We start from the raw sequence: 21340 nt of genomic DNA, 5'->3' as shown, positions 1-21340 counted from the left end.
GTCCACCCCAGCAGCAAACTACACCGACCGGGTGCCGGCGGTGGCCGGTTAACCCACATTTCCGCGGTAGTCGGTGCGCCCGGCTGCCCGGTTCAGGCTGGCGCTTGCGCGGACAGGCCTGAAATGAGTTGGCGCACAGGCAGTTAACAGCCGCTAGGAAGGCCGCCATACCGCCACATCGGGGCGTGGGGTCCAGCGGTCATCGGGTTGGATCACATTGGTCTGTCGTCGACGTCCCGCGCGGCCGGGCGCAAGACCGTCCACTCGTCGCCGGCGCAGGTGGATCACCGCGAAAGCCGCGGTCAAAGATTTCTTCTTCGAGGTTGCAGCACGCGCCGCTAGAACACGTTCTAATGTGAGGAACCATGGGATTTCTGAAGCCCGAGCTGCCGCAGCTCGACATGGCCGAATGGAACAAGGGCACCCGTAGCGACAAGATCCGGCCGATGGCCAAGCACTGGGCCGAGGTGGGCTTCGGCACTCCGCTGGTGCTGCACCTGTTTTATGTCGCCAAAATCCTGCTCTACATCCTCGGCGCGTGGCTGTTCGCGTCCGCTACCGACGGCCTCGGCGGGTTCACGCGTGTCGCCTCGTGGTGGTCGGAGCCGATCGTTTTCGAGAAGGTCGTGCTCTACACGATGCTCTTTGAGGTGATCGGGCTGGGTTGTGGCTTCGGGCCGTTGAACAACCGGTTCTTCCCGCCGATGGGCTCGATCCTGTACTGGATGCGCTTCGGCACCATCCGGCTGCCGCCGTGGCCGGATCGGGTCCCGCTCACCAAGGGCACCAAGCGCACGCCGATCGACGTCGCGCTGTACGGGCTCTTCCTGTTGGTGACGCTGGCAGCGTTGTTTGCAGACGGCACCGGACCGATACCCGAACTGGGCACCACGATCGGGCTGCTGCCCGCATGGAAGATCGTGTTGATCCTGCTACTTCTGGCGGTGGCCGGGCTGCGCGACAAGGTGATCTTCCTGGCCGCCCGCGGCGAGGTCTACGCGACCATGGCGGTGACGTTTCTTTTCGCCGCGCCGGACATGATCGTCGGGTCCAAGGTGGTGTTCCTGGTGATCTGGATGGGTGCCGCGACGTCCAAGCTGAACAAACACTTCCCGTTCGTCATCTCGACGATGATGTCCAATAACCCATTGGTGCGCCCCCGCTGGCTGAAACGGCGCTTCTTTGAGAGCTTCCCGGATGATCTGCGGCCCGGGCGCCTATCGCGGTGGCTGGCGCACCTGAGCACAGCCATCGAGATGTTGGTGCCGTTACCGCTGTTCTTCTGTCACGGTGGGTGGCCCCTCACGGTGGCGGCCGTCGCGATGGTCTGTTTCCACCTGGGAATCCTGGTCTCGATTCCGATGGGCGTGCCGCTGGAATGGAACGTCTTCATGATCTTCGGTGTGTTGTCGTTGTTCGTCGCGCACACCCACATCGGGTTGCGCGACCTGAGGCACCCGGTGGTGGTGGCGGTCCTGTTCGTCGTCATCGCGGGAATCGTCGTGTTGGGCAACATGTTTCCGCGCAAGATCTCGTTCCTGCCGGGGATGCGCTACTACGCCGGCAATTGGGACACCACCCTGTGGTGCATCAAGGGATCGGCCAACGACAAGATCAGCAGGGGCATCGTGGCGATCGCCAGCATGCCGCAGGCCCAGCTCGAGCGGTTCTACGGCAGCCCGGAGGCTGCGCAGATCCCGATTTACATGGGATATGCGTTCCGCGGCTTCAACACTCACGGCCGGGCGCTGTTCACGCTGGCACACCGCGCCATGGCGGGGCAGAACGAGGACGACTACGTCATCACCGATGGCGAGCGGATCTGCAGCACGGCCATCGGCTGGAACTTCGGCGACGGCCACATGCACAACGAGCAGCTGATCACCGCCCTACAGGAGCGCTGCCACTTCGAGCCGGGCGAGGTCCGAGTGGTTCTGCTTGATGCGCAACCCATCCACAAGCAGACGCAGGCGTACCGGTTGGTCGACGCGGCGACCGGTGAATTCGAGCGCGGCATTGTCCGGGTTGCCGACATGGTCGTTCGCCAACCGTGGGCCGATGACGTTCCGGTCCAGGTGGTTTCGGAGGAGAGTAAGGCGGAGTGATCAGTCGCGGGCCCGGACCTCCTGGGCGGCGGCGACCATGTTCTTCAGCGACGCGCTCACCTCGTTCCAGTTGCGGGTCTTCAACCCGCAGTCGGGGTTGACCCACAGCCGCTCGGCGGGAACCGCCCGCAGCGCCGCGCGCAGCGACTCGGCAATTTCGGCGGTGCTGGGCACCCGCGGCGAGTGGATGTCATAGACGCCCGGACCCACGCTGTTGGAGAAGCCGATCGAGTTCAGATCGTCCAGCACCTCCATGTGTGAACGCGCCGCCTCGAGGGACGTCACGTCGGCATCCAGATCGGCGATGGCTCCGATCACTTCACCGAATTCCGAATAGCACAGGTGGGTGTGGATCTGGGTGGAGTCCTCGACGCCGGAGGTGGCCAAGCGGAAAGACCCTACGGCCCAACGCAAGTAGTCCTCTTGATCGGCGCGACGCAGCGGCAGCAGCTCGCGCAGGGCGGGCTCGTCGACCTGGATGACCGCGATGCCGGCTTCCTGCAGATCCACGGTCTCGTCGCGGATCGCCAGCGCCACTTGGTTGGCGGTGTCGGCCAGCGGCTGATCGTCTCGCACAAACGACCACGCCAGGATCGTCACCGGCCCGGTCAGCATGCCCTTGACCGGCTTATCGGTCAGCGATTGGGCGTACTTCGCCCACTCCACCGTCATCGGGTGCTGGCGGATCACGTCGCCGAAGAGCACCGGAGGCCGCACGCAGCGGCTGCCGTAGGACTGCACCCAGCCGTTCTTGGTGGCGAAGAATCCGTCCAGCTGCTCGGCGAAGTACTGCACCATGTCATTGCGCTCCGGCTCGCCGTGCACCAGCACGTCAATCCCGAGGCTCTCCTGCAACTTGATGACGTCGGCGATCTCCTGCTTCATCCGCCTCTGGTACTCCGCCTCGTCGATCTCGCCGGCGACCAGCGCGGCGCGCGCCTTGCGGATCTCGACGGTCTGCGGGAACGACCCGATGGTGGTCGTCGGCAACGGCGGCAGCTGCAGCCGCGCCTCCTGGCTGGCACGGCGCCGGGCCGCGTCACCGCGGTGCGTACCCGACGCGACGATCGAGTCGATACGGGCCCGGATGTGGTCGTTGTGCAGGCGGGGGTCGCTCTTTCGGGATGCCACCGCGTCGTTGGCTGCCGCGATCTCGTCGGCGACCGCGTCACGGCCCTCGTTCAGTGCGCGGGCGAGCGTCACCACCTCGACGACCTTCTCCCGCCCGAACGCCAGCCAGCTGCGCAGCGCGTCATCCAGGCCGGTCTCGGGCTCCAGCGAGTACGGCACGTGCAGCGTCGAGCAGGACGTCGAGACCGCCACGCGGGCCGCCGATCCCACCAGCGTGGCCAACTTGTCCAGCGCCGACTCCAGGTCGGTGCGCCAGATGTTGCGCCCGTCGACCACACCGGCCACCAGGGTCTTACCGGCCAGGTCGGGCACCGCCGCCACCGCAGTGTCGGGCCCATAGACCAGATCGACACCGATCGCCTCCACGGGCGTGCGGGCCAGCCCCGCCAGCGAGTCGCCGGGGTCGCCGAAATAGGTGGCGACGTAGATGGCGGGACGGTCGCTCACCTTGCCCAGCGCGTTGTAGACCGCTTCGGCCAATGCCGGTGTGTCGGGGGAGATGTCGGTCACCAGAGCCGGCTCGTCGATCTGCACCCACTGCGCGCCGTTGTCGGCCAGTAGTGACAGCAGCTCGGCGTAGATCGGCACCAGTTCCTGCAGGCGTTCGATCGGCGCGCCGCCACCATCGACGGCCTTGCTCAGCAGTAAAAAGGTGATCGGCCCAATGACCACCGGGCGTGCCGGAATGCCTTGCTCAAGAGCCTCTTTCAGCTCCGAAAGCACCTTGTCCGGGTTCAGCGCGAATTTCGTCGCGGGCGCGATTTCGGGAACGATGTAGTGGTAGTTGGTGTCGAACCACTTGGTCATCTCCAGCGGCGCGACGTCTTTGTTGCCGCGCGCCGCGGCGAAGTAGCGGTCCAGGTCGTCGGGAACCTGCGCTGCGCGGTCCGGCAGCGCACCCAGCAAGACCGCGGTGTCGAGCATCTGGTCGTAGTAGGAGAAGGTGTTCACCGGGACCGAGTCCAGGCCGGCGTCGACGAGCCCCTTCCAGGTATCGCGGCGCAAAGTGGCGGCAACGTCTTCCAGCTCGGCTCGGCTGGTGCGTCCGGCCCAGTAGCCCTCGGTGGCGCGTTTGAGTTCGCGCTTCGGGCCGATGCGTGGCGAGCCGACAACCGTTGCGGTGAATGCTTGAGGGGTCACGATATTCGTCCTTCAATCGGCGTGGTGGTCACCGCCGGCGGACGTGCAGCCGATCCGATAGCGATGCGTACCCGGGTACCAACCGCAACGGCTGCAGCCTTACGCCCATTCCACGAGGCGATGAGCCGCCGGACGCGGCGCGCCCGGCACAGCTGGCAGGTCTCCGGACTCGCAGGCGTGCGCCGCGGCGCTCCTAGTGGCCGTCGCTTCCCAGTCGTGGCGACCAGTGCTTGTGACGGCGGTCGTTCCTGCATACCGTTGCGGGACAGTCCCGGATTCTCACCGGGTTCCCTCTTACGAAGCGTTACTAACGTTTGCCTCGCTCGATGCCCGCGCCGCGGTTGCGGCGCAAGCAGACCAGCTGCGAGGGGTAGCTTAGTCAGTTCGCCAATGCCTCTGCGATCGGGATGTCGCCGTTGTTGAACTCGATGGTCCGCCGGATGGTCGAATCGTCGGCCAGTGCGGCGGCCGCGACGAGCGCGACGTCGGCGCGCGAAACCTGTCCTTTCGCCTGGCCGACAGCGACCTTGCCGGTCGCCGGCTCCAGGGTGAGCCGGCCCGGGCCCAGCACCGTCCAGTCCAGGTCGCTGTCGCGCAGGTGGGCATCGGCCGCGGCCTTTGCTTCGGCGTAGGCGAAGAACGGGTCATCTTGCGGTACGCCATGATCCGGGCCCGCGCCAAAGTAGGACACCATGACGAACCGCTTGACGCCCGCCTGTGCCGCGGCGTCGATCACGCGGATGGCGGCGTCCCGGTCGACCGCATAGGTCCGCTCCGGATCGCCCCCGCCCGCCCCGGCCGAGAAGACGACCGCATCATGCCCGGTCACCAGATCCGCCAGGGCGTTCGTGTCGAGCCGCTCGATGTCGGCCACCACGGGCTTGGCGCCGGTGGCAGCGACGTCGTCGGATTGATCGGGATTGCGGAAGACCGAGCACACCCGGTCGCCGCGCTGGGTCAGGTCGCGAGCCAGCTGCAGTGCGACCTTCCCGTGTCCGCCGAAGACGATGATCCGTGCCATGCCCCCGACGTTAGCGCCACCGGAGCGTTACGCGACTTACGTCAGAGCTTCACCCGTCCCATGATGATGTCGATGATGGGCTTGCCGGGCGGGTAGGCGTTGGTGAGCGAGGCCATCGTGTGCCCGTAGTCGACCAACAGCGTGATGCCGTTGATGCCGAAGGCGGCGGCGCTGTTCAGGAACGCCATCACGTCGCCCATCTGCTCCGGGGTGTGCACCTTGGAGCCGGTCTCGTCGCGATAGTCCTGGGCGAAGGTCAGCCACAGGTCGGCGTTGGACTGGGCCAGCGGGGTGTCGGTGGGACCCGGGCAGATCGCGTTGATCCGAATGCCCTTCTTCAGCAGGGGGTAGCCCTGGGTCGCGACGTAGGCGTTGACGACCTTCTTGGAGAAGCCGTAGTGGATGATGCCCTCGGCTTCGTGCGCCCTGACCCACTCCTGGGCCGACGCGAAGTCCGGCGTGGCCAGGAACTCGTTCAGCAAATCCAGGTCGTTCTCCCAGCCCATGCCGGCGACCGAGGAGATGAAGCAGATCGCCGAGCCCGACGGGAGCTGGTTACGCTCCAGCAGGCGCTCGATCAGGTGCCGGTGGCCCAGGAAGTTGATCGCCATCAGGTCGGTGGTCCCGTCGGCGATACCGGCGGCGGAGAACACGGCGTGGATCGGGCCATCCAGCTGTTCGATCGCGGCGTCGATCGACGCGGTGTCGCGCAGGTCGACCTGAATGGACTTGGCGACGTCATACTTCACCGGCGCGTAGTCCATCACGATGACTTCGGCGCCCAGCTCGGCCGCTGACTTGGCCGCCGCGGCGCCCATGCCAGTCGCGCCACCGACGACGAGAGCGCGCTTGCCGTCGTAGCGCAACCGATCGACAATGGTCATGGAAATCCCCTTCTCGGATAATGCCAACGCGGTTCTAATCGCTCAACTGTATGGGTAACAGTTATTTGGTTCAATACCGGGGCGGATTGACGTCTACTTGCTGCGGACCGCGACGCCGCGCAGCACGGTGTCGCGAGCGTGCACCAGACCTGCGCGGGTGCCGATGTCTTGAACGATGTTCTCCGGAATCCACTGCAGGCCGACGACGCAGCGGGACAACATCGCCGTGGACGGTGGGTCGATACCTATTTCGCCCGACCGGATGCCCTCGGAAAGAAGCGTTCTCATCTGCCGCAGCCGTGTGGCATAGAGCCATCCCGGGTTGGGCGTGTCCGGGGGCGATTGGCGCATCCAGGCCAACTGGATCCTGAACTCGTCGGAAAACCGGTCGAGCGCATTGACGTTGACCCAGCTCAATGCGTCCAGCTTTTCGATCGGTGTGGCGTCTGAGCGCAGGACGCTGACCCAGCCGGCCTCGACCTTCCTGCCGAACGACTCCATGATCGATGCGAGGAGTTCGTCCTTGGACCCGATCACGCGATACACCGTTCCGGTGCCCAGACCGGCCGCCGAGGCGATGTCCCTGATGGTGGTTACCTCGTATCCTCGGCGGCCGAATTCCGCTCGTGCCACCGCACGCACCGCCGCGGCCTTGTCGCTCGGGTCCGCATCGCTGTCGTCGGACCATGTCGCGATGACCTCGCTGGCGGCGGTGAACGCTTTGGAACGGTCCAATGCCGAGTCTGTCGGGGGGCGAGTTGCCAAGCCTTCCAATATGATTCGGCACAGCAATCGGGCCACCTGGTCGGGGGCGGACTTGTGCCGCATGACGTCGAGCCCGACCTGCAGCATGGTTTGGCAGATCCGGTCGGCCAACGTGGGAAGGTCGATGTCGGGTTTGACGTAACCGCTCCACCGGGCGGCGCGCAGCGTCTGGAGCATGGCCTCCTGGATCGCCACGGGTCGTTGCTGAGTCAGCTTGATCAGCTCCGGGTCCGTACTCGGCCCCTCATAGAACGACATCTGCAAAGCGGCGCGGTGTTCGACTGCGCAGTGCGCGATCGCGGATCCGAGTTCGATGATCTGTTCGGCGACCGGGCGGGTGTCGGGTTCGTCCAATCTCGCCTGGGCCGTCCGCCCGATGCGGTCCAGGTCGTCCTGGTAGCGACGGATCAGCTCGACGAGGATGGCCTCTTTGGACTCGAAATGGTGATACAGGCTGCCCGGAAGAATGCCTGCGGCATCGGCGATCTCCTGCAGCGACGTCCGCAAGCCCGACGATGCGATCAACGACGCGGCGGTGGCCAGGATCTCGGCGCGGCGCGTCGGGGAATCAGCAGTGCTGCCGGCTCGCAGTGACTCGGCCTTCGCCATGGTTAACGACGTGCGAATCTGGACGACTGCGGCGCGGCGACCATTCGCATTCGTCCTCTCTTGCCGAACCAAATCTTTGTTAGAGGCTATCAGACCGGGCGCGGTGAATGCCCTGTACAAGGCGGTGAAAGCCCCATTCTAGAGCGCCGGGCCGTCCCAGCGGTCGCACGCAACCACCTCCTCGAGCGGCCGCCTGCGGGCCGGCGAGAACGTGCGTCCCGCCCGCAGGCGGGCGACCGGCAACAGACAACCCTGAACGTAGGCCGGCGGAATCCCGAGCAGGTCGCGGATTTCCTCTTCGTGATGCAGATGCAAGGTGGTGATGCACGTCCCGTATCCGCGGGTGTGCAACGCCAGCTGAAAATTCCACACCGGCGGGAAGATCGAGCCGTACAGCGTGGCCAGGTGAAACGATTCGTCGCCGTCGATGCGAGGCAAATACGGTTCATAGCAAGGGATTATCAGCAGCGGCACGCTCGCCATGTTCTCGACCAACCATTCCGTCGACGACATGACCCGGCCCTCCGGAGTTCCGGCGGGCATGAGGTCGGCGATCAGCTGTCCACCGACCCGCAGCAGGTAGGCCTGGCGATACAGCTCGGCGATCTTGGTGCGCAGCGCCGCATCCGAGATCACCAGCCAGCGCCATGCCTGAGCATTCGACCCGTTCGCCGCCTGCAGGCCGATTCGCAGGCAGTCGCGAACGTCGTCGAGGTCGACCGGCGCGTTGAGGTCGAGCGATTTGCGCGCCGACGGGGTCGCGGTGAGCAGATAGTCGATCTCCATCACTTGCAGCCTCTCTTGGCAAGGCGCGCACCGAGTTCGGTGAGGTAGCCATCGGGACCGCCGAGGAACGCGCTCCAACTCAGCAGGCGCTTGAGGTACAGGTGAGCATCGTGCTCCCACGTGTAGCCGATGCCACCGAATACCTGGATGGCGGTGTCGGCCACGGTGGCCAGCCGTCCGGCGAACGCCTTCGCCCGCAACGCGGCGAGATGGCGCTCGTCGGGGTCGGCGTTATCGCTGGCCCACAGCGCGTGGATCACGCCGCTGCGGGCCAGCTCGACCGTCTCGAACATGTCCACACACAAATGCTGGATGGCCTGGAAGGAGCCGATCGGCTGCCCGAATTGTGTTCTGCTTTTCGCGTATTCGACGGCCAGACCCATGATGGCGCGCGCGGCGCCGAGCGCGTCGGCGGCGGTGGCGATCAGCACGTCGTCGACCACCGCGGCCAGGTCGTCCGCGGCTGCCGCGGCCAGTCGTTGCGCGGGCGCCGCGTCGAACGTGACGCGGAAGCGCTTGCGGGTGGGGTCAATGGCCTGCTCGGCCGTGACTGAAACGCCGGGCGAGCCGGTCCGCACCGCGAAAAGCGCAGTGCCGGCAGCATCTTCGGCGGCCACCAGTAGCACGTCGGCGGCCGCGGCGTCCGGCACCGCGGCGATTTCGCCCCGCAACACGGTCGCATCATCCTGCCGGTTGGCGGAAACCGACGGGCGCGGCGAATCCGGGAAGCAAACGGCGGCCACCGTGGTGCCGTCCGCGATGCCGCGCAGCAACTTCGGTGCGATGTCGTTGTCGCCCAGCCGGGTCAGCGTCCGGGCGGCGGCCACGGCGGTCGACAACCATGGCCCCGGATGCAGCGCGGCGCCCAGCTCTTCGGCGACGATGCCGGCCTCGACCATCGTCATGCCGGCGCCACCGTAGTCTTCCGGCACCAGTAGCCCGGTGGTTCCGAGCGCGGCGAGGCCGCGCCATACCCCCTCGTCCGTTCCGGTCGGATCCTCGAGCAGTGGCCGGACGTGTTTCGGAATCGATGCCTTCTCGGTGAGGAAGCGCCGTGTGGTGTCGCGCAGCGCCGCCTGCTCGTCGGTGAGTTCGAGGTTCATTTGCGCGGCAGCCCCAGCACGCGTTGCGCGGTGATGTTCTTGTTGATCTGAGTGGTGCCGCCCGCGATGGTCAACGAACGCGACGTCAGACGGTAGTTGGCCCACGGCGCGCCCACGCCCTGGCTGCCGAGGGCGTCGAAGGCCAGTGACGCGAGGTCCTGGCCGATCTCGCCCCATACGGTCTTGGCGAGGCTGGCGGACCCGAACGCATCACCGCCGTGCAGTGTCGCCGAGATCGATCGCTGGCACAGGACCTCGAGATATTTGATGCGGACCGCGATTTCGCCGAGGCGCCGCAGCGTCACCGGATCGTCCAGCGCGCCGTTGTCGGCGGCGGCGAGGTCGTTGACCAGCTCTTCGAGCCGGGCCTGCATCTCCGCGTACAGCCTGGCGGCCCCGGCGCGCTCGTGGCTGAGAGTCGTGGTGGCCACCTGCCAGCCCGCGTTGAGCGGACCCAGCAAGGCGTCGGCCGGCACCCGCACGTCGTGAAAGAACACCTCGGCGAAATCGGCGTCACCGTTGAGTGTGACCAGCGGACGGACTTCGATGCCGGGCAACGTCATGTCGACGATCAAACAGGAGATCCCTTTGTGCTTGGGCGCGTCGGGATCGGTGCGCACGTAGAGCTGACACCAGTCGGCACGATGCCCCAGCGAGGTCCAGATCTTCTGGCCGTTGATGACGAACTCGTCACCGTCTCGCACGGCACGGGTGCGCAGCGCCGCGAGATCGGAGCCCGCCTCGGGCTCCGACATCCCCTGGCACCAGATGTCGTCGGCGCGCATCATGCGGGGGAGCAGGATGAGCTTTTGGGACTCGGTGCCGTACTGCATGATGGCTGGGGCGATGTTGTTCAGCCCAATCACGTTGAGCGGCATCGGAGCCCGAGCGCGGGTGGTCTCTTCGGTGTAGACCAGCTGCTCGAGCACCGTGGCGCCGCGTCCGCCGTACTCGGGGGGCCAGGACACGGCCGCCCACCCCGCGTCGGCCATTGTCGCGTTCCATGCGCGCAGCATCTCGAACGCTGCGTCGTTGCGGCCGGTGGGCCGGCGGGCCGCCACCAGCTCGTCGGTCAGGTTCTCCTCGAGCCAGTCACGCAGCTCGCTGCGGAACCGTTCCACTTCCACCGGGTATGAAAAGTCCACGTTCCTCTGTCTTCAGCTTCGTAAACCGTGTGACCAAGGCGGACTTTACGGTTGAGCGGATATCTGGTCAACGATGTCGGTGGCCACGCGCGACTCCTCGTCCACGATCAGCTCCCCCGGGGTTGGGGGAATGCGACCTCGGCGTTGTCCGGCATCGGGCTGACGCCGCGCCGTTCACACACTTCCAGCACCTCATCGACGATCGATGCGGGCACGATGAACTTCTGAGTCGATGACATCTGCTCGAGATGCGCCTCGATGTCCTCGGCCGTCGGCCGGCTCTCGGCGTCGGCGAGCCAGCCTTCGGTGAGGCCGACGAACACCCGCGCATAGCGGCCGGCGGCCGCGGAATAGTTTCGGTGGGTGAATGTGCACGCGGTGCTGGCAAGAAAAGTCACCAGCGGCACGACGAGCTCCGGCCGGATGGCTTGCATGAAGCCGGATTCCGCGAGGAACTTCTCGTCGCCGACGGTCTCGGTCACCATCCGCGAGAAGCCGGTGGGCATAACGGAATTGGCGAGTATCCCGTGCGCCTCGCCTTCGATGGCGATGACGTTCGTCAATCCGACCAATCCGGCCTTGGCGGCCGCGTAGTGGGCCTCCATCGGCTGGCCGAAGATCCCGGCAGATGACGAGATGAACACGAATCGTCCGCCCCCGTTGCTCTTCATCACGCGATAGGCGGGCTGGGACAGGTGAAAGCCGCCGTCGAGGTGCACGCGCAGCATCCGCGTCCAGTCGTCGTGCGAGAGGTCCTCGAAGGGCACGCTGCCGAAGATGCCGGCGTTGCTGACGACGGCGTCAAGGCGCCCGAATGCGTCCATCGCCGCATCGACGATCGCCTGACCGCCCGCCGGGCTGTCCACGGAGTCGTACGAGGCGATCGCGGTGCCGCCGGCCTTCTTGATCTCCTCGACCACATCGTCGGCGACGCCTCTGTCGGAACCGTCGCCGCGCATCGAGCCGCCGAGGTCATTGACCACCACGGCGGCACCGCGGCGGGCCAGGTCCAGTGCGTACAGCCGACCGAGTCCCCGACCGGCGCCGGTCACAACCGCCACCTGGCCGGTGAAGTCAATCATCGTGTGCTCCTGATTCATTGACTGCTGTGCTGCCGGACTTTACGGTGGAACAGATATTTGGTCAACAATCCGGAGGTTGAGCGTGGGGGACGGTGCCCGAGCCGACCGATTGCAGGTCCTGGGCATGCTCGCTTCCGCGCTGGCGGGTCAAGCCGTCGCGGTCGACGGGCTGGCACGGGGTGAACCGGCGTGGACCGATGGCCGGACTATTTTCGTCGACGCCGCCGGGGCTCCGCTCGCGCAACTCGAGGCCGTGGCCGTGCAGGCGTCGATGATCGCCGCGGGCAGCCTGGGGCCCGAGGTGGTGGACGCCCTGGTTCGGCGCCGCAAGCTGGCCAAGCGCTACCTGGCGATCGAGGCCCACCGCGCACTGGTCGCGAACGCGCCTTTGCTGCCAAGTGTTTTGGCGTCGCTGGGTGACCGTGACATCGCGCGTCGCAGCGCTTCGCCCGGAGCGTCGCTCGCCATCGCCGCCTCTCGGGAGGCGCTCGAGGACCCGGGGCCGGAGTTCGGTGTGATCCGTGCGGCGAAGGTCATTGCCGCGCGCACCCGGGTGGCGAGACAAGACGACGAGGCGAAGCCCGCGCATGTGCCGCCCACCAACCGCTCAACGGAACTGGAGGAGCTCGACGACGGCGAGGTGGACGACTCCGGCGATCCCGACTTGTTCACCAGCCCGGTTGGCGGGGGCGGATTCATCGGCAAGTGGTTGAAGAAGATGTTGTCGTCCGCGCGCAAGACCGGAAGCGGCGGCGGCCCGCCCGGCGCGGACAACCCGACCCATCGGACCAACTCCGGCAAGCGCGGCGCCTACGCCGTCACATCGCTCGCCTCGACCTCCGGCGACGACGGCGGGGACGCCGACCACGATGGGCAGACCGCGGCGGACGGCGTGCGATATCCGGAGTGGGACGCCGCACGCAAGAGCTATCGGCCGGCCTGGTGCACGGTGCGTGAGGTCGAGCCACACATCAAGGGGTCGGCCACCCAGGCCATCGACGACGCCATTGGGATGCGGCGACCGCTGTCGCGGCTAGGCATGGGTCTGCACCGTCGCCACCGGCAGGCGCAGGGCGACGACATCGACATCGATGCCGCCGTCGAAGCCCGCGTCGAAGTGCGGGCCGGATCAATGCCCGACGAGGCCGTGTACCTCGACAGCCTGCGGCGCCGACGCGACCTCTCGGTGCTGTTGCTGCTCGACGTGTCGGGCTCGGCGAGCGAACCCGGGACGGTCGGGCGCACGGTGCACGAACAACAGCGCGCCGCGGTCGCCAACCTGACCGTGGCGTTGCACGATCTCGGCGACCGCGTCGCGCTGTACGCCTATTACTCCCAGGGCCGGCGCGCGGTGAGCGTGGTGCCCGTCAAGCGGTTTCACGACCACCTCAACGCCGGAGTCATCAGGCGGCTCAACAGCTTGGAACCCGGCGCGTATTCACGCCTGGGCGCGGCGATCCGCCACGGTTCGGCGACCTTGGAGGCGCGCGGCGGTACGTCACGGCGGCTGCTGGTGGTGCTCTCCGACGGGCTGGCCTACGACCACGGATACGAGCGGGCTTACGGTGCGGCGGACGCGCGCCGCGCGCTCACCGAAGCCCGCCGCCGGGGGACCGGCTGTGTCTGCCTGACGATTGGTGCCGGAACCGACGTGCAGTCGCTGCGCCGGGTGTTCGGGAGCACCGCGCACGCGACCATCGCGCGGCCCGACCAACTGGCCGGTGTCATCGGGCCGTTGTTCCGCTCCGCACTCCGCTCGGCGGAGGTCCGTCGCAGGGTGTCGGTGATGCCAAGTCCCAGAACGCAGTTGGCGCCCGAAGGCGTCGGCACCGGTCGGCTGCGTACTTGAAACAAACATCTGTTCCGGCTAGGCTCCAATCGCCTGGCAGAAGGGAAGCTATGGCCAACGAGTCCGGGCTTGCTCACGTCAACGGCGGTCCGTCCGGCGCGGACGGAGAGGAAGACGTGCGGCCCTATTATCAAGCGGTCGGCAGCGAAGAGGCCGTTTTCAAGGCGGCCTACCGCCAGGGCCTATCGCTGGTCCTGAAGGGTCCGACGGGATGCGGCAAAACCCGATTCGTCGAGGCGATGGCGTACGACCTGGGCCGGCCTCTGATCACCGTCGCCTGTCACGACGACCTCACCACCGCGGACCTCGTCGGCCGGTATCTGCTGCGCGGTGACGAGACCGTCTGGGTGGACGGCCCGCTGACCCATGCGGTGCGTGAGGGAGCGATCTGCTACCTCGACGAAGTGGTGGAAGCCCGGCAGGACACCACCGTGGTGCTGCACCCGCTAGCCGACTATCGGCGACAGCTGCCGATCGAGCGACTCGGCGTCACGCTGGACGCGGCCCCCGGATTCGGCCTGGTCGTCTCCTACAACCCCGGCTATCAGAGCGTGCTGAAGGATCTCAAGGATTCGACACGGCAGCGCATGGTGGCCATCGAATTCGATTTCCCCGCGGCCGATATCGAGGAGTGCATCGTCGCACACGAGGCGGGCGTGGACGGGTCCACCGCGGCGGAGCTGGTGCGTTTCGGGCAGGCCATCCGCCGGCTGGAAACGGGCGGCCTGCGCGAGGTCGCCTCGACGCGGGTGCTGATCGCCGCGGGAAGGCTGGTCGCCGAGGGCCTGAGCATGCGAGAGGCGGCCCGCGCCGCGATAGCGGGCCCGCTGACCGACGACGTCGCGGTCGGCAAGGCGCTGGCCGAAATGATCGAGATCTACCTGGCGCCGGACGGGTCCGGCGGGTCCGGCGATTGACGCTGCATACCGCCACCGCTAGGGTCTGAACAAATATTAGGTTTTCCGGATCGGCGCGCGCAGATCTAGTCACCTGGGAGGTCGGATGTCCTACGAGAGCAGCGCAGAGCCGATCAAGGTCGGCTACCTGATGGACTTCAAGCTCCCGCCGGGCTTTCCCGAGGAGTTGTTCGCCTCCTTCACGCAGACTTTCGACCTCATCTTCGAGGAAGCGGTCGCTCAAGGCCTGATGGACCGTCCCGTGCAGATGATCTATCGCGAGGTGGAAGGTCTGCCCAAGGGTTCGGTCAAGGCGGTGATCGATGCGTATGGCGAACTGGTCGACGAGGGTTGCCTCGTCGTCTTCGGTCCGAACATCACCGACAACTGCGTGCCCTTGCGAGAAGCGATCGAGGAACGGTTCAAGGTGCCTGCGATCAGCGTGACCGGCACCGACGACTGGTTGGGTGAGTGGACATTCGCCTTCCCGCAGGGGTCGATGACCGATGAGCCGATCTTTTTGGCCGACCTCATCGCCAAGCGTGGACTCGCCGAGATCGGGGTCTTGGTCGAGCAGAGCCTCATTGGCGAGAGCTACTTGAAGAACCTACGAAGTGCCTGTCGGCGCAAAGGCATTCGCATCGTCGCGGAGGTATCGATTGCCCAGACCGCTCAGGACATCAACGCCGCGGTCCAGACGCTTCATGAAGCAAAGTCCGAGGCGATCGTGCACCTGGGATTCGGATTCGGAATTGTGTTCATCAACCCGGCGCTCGAGGCACTCGGTTGGGATCCACCACGCTTCACCACCACCGCGTGGCAGAACGCCTGGGTCAACCCGATCATGTGGAACGCGTTCATGGGCTGGACCGGTGTCGACCAATACGACGAGGCGAACCGGATCGGCCAGGACTTCCTCGACACCTACGCGAAGAAGTACAACGGGAGTCGTCCCGAGTTCTGCGTGACGGTGGTCAACCGCGACGTCGCCGCGACGCTGGTGCGCGCGTTCACCGATGCCCATCCGCTCAGCCCGCGCGGTGTCAAGGAGGCCCTCGAACGGGTCAAGATGATGCCCGCCGCCTCGGGTGCTCCCGGGACGCGGGTGTCCTTCGGCAAGTGGACCCGACGGGCGTGGATGGGCGCCGGCTACCTGGTGGCACGCACCCTCGATGCCGACGGCGTCAATTCGCATCTGGTCGATCGTTTCGGAGAGGAAGGCTGACTCTTGAGCACCGACCCGTCCACCGAACAAACCACACCGCCCGCCGCGCAGGAGGAACCGGCCGCCCCGCAGCGAACGGGCAAGCGCGGCTGGGGCGGTTGGATCGCCGGTGCCGCCCTGGCGGCCTTCGCGCTCTTCTTCATCGCCAATTGCCGTGTGGCCCTTGACCCTCGCGTAGCCAATCCGCATGTGGTCGGGCGGCCCCGCCCGGTGAAGTTCACGTTCGGGCTGGACTACATCGGGTTCCTGGATTGGGCCACGGTCGTGGCGCTGATCGTGCTGTTGATCGTCTTCATCAGGGGCTGGCGCCGCAATCCCGGTAGCCCGGTGATGCTGATGTTCCTGTGCACCACGCTGATCGTGTGGCAGGACCCGATCATGAACTGGTCACCGTTCGCGGTCTACAACCCCGATCTCGTTCACTGGCCGGAATCCTGGCCGCTGGTCTCACTGTCGCCGACCGTCGAACCTTTCGTGGTCTTCGGTTACGTGATGTTCTATTTCGGGCCCTACTTCCCGGCGGTCTGGATCCTGCGCAAACTGCAGGCAAAGTACGGACCCACGAGTTACGTGTCGCGGCACCCCCTGGTCAGCCTGGGCCTGATCACGCTGGTGATCGGTTTCATTTTCGATGCCTTCCTGGAAAACATCCTGATCCACTGGGGGATGTACATCTACTCCCAGGTGATCCCGTGGGGATCGGTGTTCACCGGTACCACCTTCCAGTTCCCGCTGATCTGGGAGTCGTTCTCGGTGTGCTTCGTGATGGTGCCGGCCGCGATCCTGTGCTACCGCGACGACACCGGAAAGTCGGTGGCGGAAAAGCTTGCCGCGAAGGCGAAGTTGTTCCCGACGCGCCCGGTGCTGGGCACGTTTCTGGTGATGTTCGTCATCATCAACGTGTCGTACTTCGCCTACGGGGCCTGGTTCTGGGCCATCAAGGCCAGCCATGCGGCGACCTCCGTCGCCTGCCCGTGGCCGTACCCGGAGGCGAAAGTGTATGACCCCCAAGGCTTTTACGAGAAGGAGGGTGCCCAGGGGCCGTACTCGGTCGGCATCTGGTCGACCTGGGCGAGCGGGGAGCCCAACGGACGGCCGCAAGTGCAGCCACCGCCAGCCGGCCAAGGGCCCTGTGCAACCCAGGGCAACAATGGCTGAGCCGCGCACGGTCGTCATCACCGGCGCGTCCCGCGGACTGGGCTTCGCCTCGGCGGTGCGGATGTATCGCGAAGGATGGCGCGTGGTCGCGGCGATGCGCACCCCCGACCAGGGAATGCCGCTGCTGCGCAGCGCTATCGGGGCCGACTCCGACGACGAACGCCTGATCGGCGTCCAGCTCGACCTGACCGACGGCGCGTCGATCGCCGCGGCGGCCAAGACAATCGAAGAAGCCGTGGGCGCACCGTACGCACTGGTGCACAACGCGGGCATCTCCGCCGCCGGCATGGTCGAGGAGACCGACATGGCGCTGTGGCAGCGGATGCTCGCCACCAGCGTCCTCGGCCCCGTCACGCTCACCCAGGCCCTGCTGCCGTCGATGCGGGCGGCGGGCCAGGGACGCATCGTCCTGGTGTCCAGCGCGGCCGGGGTGCGGGGCCAGCCCGCCACCGCGCCGTACTCGGCGGCCAAGGGGGCGCTGGAGCGCTGGGGGGAATCGATGGCGGGCGAGATCGCGCCGTTCGGTCTCGGTGTCACCGTCCTGGTGGCCGGCACGTATGACACCGAGATCATCACCGACGCCGGCACCACCGATGACCGAAACTTCAACGGGCCGTATGCCCGGCTGCATAACACCATGAACAGCCGCGGGCGCTTCGCGATGAAAATGGCACGGCCGCCGGAGCGGTTCACCGACGGCCTGCTCAAGGCGATCGACGATCGCGGGGCTTTCCGCCGCCGGGGCGTCGGACCGGATGCCGCGATGCTGTTGGTGGCCAACAGGATCCTGCCAGCGTCGGGCATGCATCACATGTCGCGGATCGTGCTGGGCATCCCCCGGCAGGGGTCGATGCGCGATGGGGCGTGGCCGTTGACGACAAGTCAAAAGGCGATGGTCTTCGTCGCCCGTGTTCTTCCGCAGCCGGTACTGCAGCGCTTGGCTGCAGTGGCGGGGCGGTTCTCGTCGCAAAAGAATGCGGCGCCGCAAGGGCATTGAAGGGGCAATCATGGAGCAACTTTTCGACGATCTAGAAGACTTCGGCGCATTCGACGATGCGATATCAGGTGACGTGCGTGACCCGTACACCGAGTTGGCGCGGTTGCGCCGCGAGGAACCGGTGCAACGGCTCGAGACGTCGGGCGCGCTTCCCCACGAGGAGTCGCTGCCGATGTTCATCGTGTATCGGCACGAGGACATCCAGCAGATGTTGCGCGACAACGAGACGTTCTCGTCGTCGGCGGTGATCGCCGCGTTCGGCCCCGTGCTGGGCGAAGGCGTGATGCTCGGCATGGACGAGCCGGTCCACGGGCGGCTGCGCTCCCTGGTTTCAAAGGCGTTCTCGCAGAAGTCATTGGCGCGCTGGCAGGACGAGCTGGTCGCCCGCGTGGCCAATGGCCTGATCGACAAGTTCGCGCCCAACGGCAAGGCGGATCTGGTGAAGGAGTTCACCTTCGACTATCCGAGCCAGATCATCGCCGGCCTGCTGGGCCTGCCCGAGGAGGACTACCCGCAGTTCCAGCGGTGGTCGATCTCGCTGCTGAGCTGGCTGATGAACCCGGAGCGCGGGCTCGCGGCCTCGGCCGCCCTGTGCGAGTACTTCGCGCCGATCCTCGAGGCCCGCCGTGCCGAGCCGAAGGACGACCTGATCAGCGCACTCGCCGTGGCCGAGATCGACGGGGAGAAGCTGGCGGACGAGGAGATCTTCTCGTTCCTGCGGCTGCTGCTGCCCGCCGGCGTCGAGACGACGTACCGGTCGCTGGGCAGCCTGCTGTTGGCGCTGTTGAAGGATCCGGCGCAGCTGGACGCGATCCGCGCGAACCGGTCGCTCCTGCCACAGGCGATCGAGGAGGGCGTGCGCTGGGAATCACCGCTGTTGACCATCACCCGGGTCGCCACCCGCGACACCGAACTCGGCGGCGTGGCGATCCCGGCCGGGGCGACGGTGATGCCGATGCTCGGTTCGGCGAACCGGCAAGAGGACCGTTATCCCGATCCGGATACGTTCGACATCCACCGCGAGGCCCGGGCGCACCTGGGCTGGGGGCACGGCGTGCACGTCTGCCTCGGCATGCACCTGGCGCGGCTCGAGATGCGCACCGCCATCAACCTTCTGCTCGACCGGTTGCCGAACCTGCGGCTGGACCCCGAGGGGAACGACCCGCATATTCGCGGCCAGATCTTCCGGTCACCGACGTCGGTCCCGGTGCTGTTCGACCCCCAATAACCGGCCCCGTCCGGGGCTGCACTTGCCAATCGGCTAGTTTCCAGCAAGGCTCCCCGTAGAGTAACCAGCGCACTGCGGGACGCCCCTCTAACGAGTCAGAAGAGAGTGACAGATATGACTGAGGCTGTAAAGGTCCGCTTCGAGCCGAAAATGATGATCGACGGCAAGCTCGTCGAGGGCCAGGCCGGCACCTTCACCAACATCAACCCGGCGACCGAGGAATCGCTCGGCGAGGTTTCGGACGCGTCGAAGGAGGACATGCACCGGGCCATCGACGCCGCCCGGCGCGCCTTCGACGAGACCGACTGGTCGACCAACAAGGAGCTGCGCAAGCGCTGCCTGCTGCAGCTGCACGAGGCGATCGAGTCGGAGATCGACGAACTGCGCGAGGAGCTCATCCTCGAGGTCGGGTCCCCGCGGGCCATCACGTTCGGCCCCCAGCTGGACGCCCCGCTGGAAGACGGGCTGAAGTACCCCGCACGCCTGATCGACGAGTACGCGTGGGAAACCGACCTGGGCGACAAGGTGATCAGCCTGACCGGCACGCTGACCACCCGCAAGGTGTGGCGGGAACCGGTGGGCGTGGTCGGCGCGATCGTGCCCTGGAACTTCCCGTTCGAGGTCACCCTCAACAAGCTCGGCCAGGCGCTGGGCACCGGCAACACCGTGGTGCTCAAGCCGGCTCCCAACACCCCGTTCAACGCGAACCGGCTCGGCCGCCTGATCGCCGAGAAGACCGACATCCCCGCCGGCGTCGTCAACGTCGTCACCGCGTCGGACCACTTCGTGGGCGAGGAGCTCACGCTGTCGCCGAAGGTCGACCTGATCTCGTTCACCGGCTCGACGGTGGTCGGCAAGCGGATCATGGAGAAGGGCGCCGCGACCATGAAGCGGCTGTTCCTCGAACTTGGCGGGAAGTCGGCCACCATCGTGCTGGAGGACGCGGACTTCGGGACGGCGTGCATGGTCGGCATCGCGCCGTGCATGCACGCCGGTCAGGGTTGTGCGAACCCGACCAGGCTGCTGCTGCCGCGGTCTCGCTATGACGAGGGCGTCGAGATCCTCAAGAACATCTACGAGAACGTCACGTGCGGCGACCCGCAGGACCCCGGGACGCTGTGCGGGCCGGTGATTTCGCAACGGCAGTACGAGCGGGTGACCGGCTACATCCAGAAGGGTGTCGACGAAGGTGCCACGGCGCTGGTCGGCGGGCCCGGTGCCGAGACGGGTTTCGACAAGGGGTATTACGTCCGCCCAACGCTTTTCACGAACGTCGACAACAAGATGACCATCGCGCAGGAGGAGATCTTCGGGCCGGTGCTGTCGGTCATTCCGTTCGATGACGAGGAAGATGCGATCCGGATCGCCAACGACAGCGTGTACGGGTTGGCCGGCAACGTGTTTGCGGGTTCTCTCGAGCGGGCGCTGTCGGTGACGCGCCGGATCAAGGCCGGCTTCATGGGCATCAACGGCGGAGCCCCGTACGGCGCCGACACACCGTTCGGTGGCTATAAGGAAAGCGGTGTGGGACGCCAGAACGGTGTCGCCGGGTTCGATCAGTACACCGAGATCAAGTCGGTCGCATACCCCGCCGGCTAGGAATCACCCTCCGACGAGAGGACCCCGAGCGGTATGGAGGGGCCGGCGCTAGCGTCGGGCGGATTGTGATTCGTGTGCCATCCGACGCATGGTCGCCAATACTGGTTCGTAGAGCTTCACGACGGCAGCTTGACGGGCTCACACGGCGTTGTGCTACGACCGTTAAGGATTGTTACCGCAATCGCGATCTCGCACTCGTATCTTTGGATACAAGAAGGCCGTAGCTTTCGATCTTCCCATGACGCCTATCGGCGTCCGTAAGCCTGGAGGAGCCTGGAGGGCTGATATGACGACCGCAATCGCCGCGCACGAGCCAGTCGAGAAAGACTCGGACGACGGGCATGACGATGTCCTTTTGGCGGTCGCAACAATGAACGCACTTGCCGGTCGAGGCGACACCGCTCCCGTCGAAATGAACCCGCGCTGGCGACTTACGGAAGAAGAGATCGTGCGCGCGGTGATCGCGGTGATTTTGGTGGTCCTGGTGGCGGTGATTGGCGTCGGTGCGATCCTGGCAATGGGTTAGCAGCGGGTTGGCAATCCTACGATATCGACTTGCGTTGTGCGCCAGCAGCTCTCGGTACGGCGGCGCTATCGGTCCTCGTCTAAACAGCTTG

General features: G+C 66.2%; 17 protein-coding genes and 1 riboswitch. Of the genes, 9 read left to right on the top strand and 8 right to left on the bottom strand.

From position 1 onward, the window contains the following. Positions 1-365: 365 nt before the first annotated feature. Positions 366-2105 carry a DUF3556 domain-containing protein gene (locus tag AC5Y4H_RS18600; RefSeq protein WP_499983879.1) on the top strand — a complete coding sequence of 580 codons (1740 nt, stop codon included), beginning with the start codon at positions 366-368 and terminating at the stop codon, positions 2103-2105. On the opposite strand, the gene metE is transcribed toward AC5Y4H_RS18600, so the two are convergent. The 8 genes from metE to AC5Y4H_RS18560 form a co-directional block, all read right to left on the bottom strand. Continuing rightward, on the bottom strand, positions 2106-4376 hold the full coding sequence (gene metE, locus AC5Y4H_RS18595; RefSeq protein ID WP_499983878.1) for a 5-methyltetrahydropteroyltriglutamate--homocysteine S-methyltransferase: 2271 nt from the start codon (positions 4374-4376) through the stop codon (positions 2106-2108). Between the two features lie 154 nt (positions 4377-4530). After that, positions 4531-4695: riboswitch (cobalamin riboswitch) on the bottom strand. Positions 4696-4755: 60 nt separating this feature from the next. Then, positions 4756-5397, bottom strand: a complete 642-nt coding sequence (locus tag AC5Y4H_RS18590) for an SDR family oxidoreductase (RefSeq protein WP_499983876.1) — start codon at positions 5395-5397, stop codon at positions 4756-4758. Positions 5398-5438: 41 nt separating this feature from the next. Then, positions 5439-6281, bottom strand: coding sequence for an SDR family oxidoreductase (locus AC5Y4H_RS18585; RefSeq protein ID WP_499983874.1), 843 nt, complete (start codon positions 6279-6281; stop codon positions 5439-5441). A gap of 93 nt (positions 6282-6374) precedes the next feature. Then, on the bottom strand, positions 6375-7655 hold the full coding sequence (locus AC5Y4H_RS18580; protein ID WP_499983873.1) for a TetR/AcrR family transcriptional regulator: 1281 nt from the start codon (positions 7653-7655) through the stop codon (positions 6375-6377). A 138-nt stretch (positions 7656-7793) separates the two neighbouring features. Continuing rightward, a complete protein-coding gene (locus AC5Y4H_RS18575; RefSeq protein WP_499983871.1) occupies positions 7794-8441 on the bottom strand; it encodes a nitroreductase family protein in 648 nt (215 codons plus the stop codon). Further along, positions 8441-9544 (bottom strand): acyl-CoA dehydrogenase family protein, encoded by a 1104-nt coding sequence (locus tag AC5Y4H_RS18570; RefSeq protein ID WP_499983869.1) that lies wholly within the window; start codon positions 9542-9544, stop codon positions 8441-8443. Before AC5Y4H_RS18570 ends, AC5Y4H_RS18575 begins: the two co-directional genes overlap by 1 nt. After that, positions 9541-10689, bottom strand: coding sequence for an acyl-CoA dehydrogenase family protein (locus tag AC5Y4H_RS18565; protein WP_499983867.1), 1149 nt, complete (start codon positions 10687-10689; stop codon positions 9541-9543). The genes AC5Y4H_RS18570 and AC5Y4H_RS18565 overlap by 4 nt, the downstream gene beginning before the upstream one ends. A gap of 107 nt (positions 10690-10796) precedes the next feature. Then, positions 10797-11771: an SDR family NAD(P)-dependent oxidoreductase gene (locus AC5Y4H_RS18560; RefSeq protein ID WP_499983866.1), complete on the bottom strand. Its 975-nt coding sequence runs from the start codon at positions 11769-11771 to the stop codon at positions 10797-10799. A gap of 82 nt (positions 11772-11853) precedes the next feature. Between AC5Y4H_RS18560 and AC5Y4H_RS18555 the strand changes: the two genes are divergently transcribed. The 8 genes from AC5Y4H_RS18555 (at position 11854) to AC5Y4H_RS18520 (ending at position 21249) form a co-directional block, all read left to right on the top strand. Next, a complete protein-coding gene (locus tag AC5Y4H_RS18555; protein WP_499983996.1) occupies positions 11854-13620 on the top strand; it encodes a nitric oxide reductase activation protein NorD in 1767 nt (588 codons plus the stop codon). Between the two features lie 50 nt (positions 13621-13670). Then, the gene (locus AC5Y4H_RS18550) at positions 13671-14537 is read left to right on the top strand and encodes a CbbQ/NirQ/NorQ/GpvN family protein (protein ID WP_499983865.1); all 867 of its coding nucleotides are present in this window, start codon (positions 13671-13673) and stop codon (positions 14535-14537) included. 85 nt (positions 14538-14622) lie between these two features. After that, positions 14623-15741: an ABC transporter substrate-binding protein gene (locus AC5Y4H_RS18545; RefSeq protein WP_499983863.1), complete on the top strand. Its 1119-nt coding sequence runs from the start codon at positions 14623-14625 to the stop codon at positions 15739-15741. 3 nt (positions 15742-15744) lie between these two features. After that, entirely contained in the window at positions 15745-16899 is a 1155-nt protein-coding gene (locus tag AC5Y4H_RS18540) for a spirocyclase AveC family protein (protein WP_499983860.1), read from the top strand. Continuing rightward, a complete protein-coding gene (locus AC5Y4H_RS18535; protein ID WP_499983857.1) occupies positions 16892-17896 on the top strand; it encodes an SDR family oxidoreductase in 1005 nt (334 codons plus the stop codon). The genes AC5Y4H_RS18540 and AC5Y4H_RS18535 overlap by 8 nt, the downstream gene beginning before the upstream one ends. Before the next feature lie 10 nt (positions 17897-17906). Beyond that, positions 17907-19124 (top strand): cytochrome P450, encoded by a 1218-nt coding sequence (locus AC5Y4H_RS18530; protein ID WP_499983855.1) that lies wholly within the window; start codon positions 17907-17909, stop codon positions 19122-19124. A 114-nt stretch (positions 19125-19238) separates the two neighbouring features. Beyond that, positions 19239-20723 carry an aldehyde dehydrogenase family protein gene (locus AC5Y4H_RS18525; RefSeq protein ID WP_499983853.1) on the top strand — a complete coding sequence of 495 codons (1485 nt, stop codon included), beginning with the start codon at positions 19239-19241 and terminating at the stop codon, positions 20721-20723. Between the two features lie 286 nt (positions 20724-21009). After that, positions 21010-21249, top strand: a complete 240-nt coding sequence (locus tag AC5Y4H_RS18520) for a hypothetical protein (protein ID WP_499983851.1) — start codon at positions 21010-21012, stop codon at positions 21247-21249. The last annotated feature ends 91 nt before the right edge of the window (positions 21250-21340 follow it).

Source organism: Mycobacterium sp. NGS58 (assembly GCF_059812385.1).
This window is presented reverse-complemented; position numbering and strand designations above follow the sequence as displayed.

Excerpts from the sequence above, each read along its gene's own strand:
- AC5Y4H_RS18560 (WP_499983866.1), bottom strand. The coding sequence starts at position 11,771 with ATGATTGACTTCACCGGCCAGGTGGCGGTTGTGACCGGCGCCGGTCGG.
- AC5Y4H_RS18600 (WP_499983879.1), top strand. The coding sequence starts at position 366 with ATGGGATTTCTGAAGCCCGAGCTGCCGCAGCTCGACATGGCCGAATGG.
- AC5Y4H_RS18575 (WP_499983871.1), bottom strand. The coding sequence starts at position 8,441 with ATGGAGATCGACTATCTGCTCACCGCGACCCCGTCGGCGCGCAAATCG.
- AC5Y4H_RS18585 (WP_499983874.1), bottom strand. The coding sequence starts at position 6,281 with ATGACCATTGTCGATCGGTTGCGCTACGACGGCAAGCGCGCTCTCGTC.
- AC5Y4H_RS18525 (WP_499983853.1), top strand. The coding sequence starts at position 19,239 with ATGACTGAGGCTGTAAAGGTCCGCTTCGAGCCGAAAATGATGATCGAC.
- AC5Y4H_RS18530 (WP_499983855.1), top strand. The coding sequence starts at position 17,907 with ATGGAGCAACTTTTCGACGATCTAGAAGACTTCGGCGCATTCGACGAT.
- AC5Y4H_RS18590 (WP_499983876.1), bottom strand. The coding sequence starts at position 5,397 with ATGGCACGGATCATCGTCTTCGGCGGACACGGGAAGGTCGCACTGCAG.
- AC5Y4H_RS18535 (WP_499983857.1), top strand. The coding sequence starts at position 16,892 with ATGGCTGAGCCGCGCACGGTCGTCATCACCGGCGCGTCCCGCGGACTG.
- AC5Y4H_RS18545 (WP_499983863.1), top strand. The coding sequence starts at position 14,623 with ATGTCCTACGAGAGCAGCGCAGAGCCGATCAAGGTCGGCTACCTGATG.
- AC5Y4H_RS18520 (WP_499983851.1), top strand. The coding sequence starts at position 21,010 with ATGACGACCGCAATCGCCGCGCACGAGCCAGTCGAGAAAGACTCGGAC.
- AC5Y4H_RS18550 (WP_499983865.1), top strand. The coding sequence starts at position 13,671 with ATGGCCAACGAGTCCGGGCTTGCTCACGTCAACGGCGGTCCGTCCGGC.
- AC5Y4H_RS18580 (WP_499983873.1), bottom strand. The coding sequence starts at position 7,655 with ATGGCGAAGGCCGAGTCACTGCGAGCCGGCAGCACTGCTGATTCCCCG.
- AC5Y4H_RS18570 (WP_499983869.1), bottom strand. The coding sequence starts at position 9,544 with ATGAACCTCGAACTCACCGACGAGCAGGCGGCGCTGCGCGACACCACA.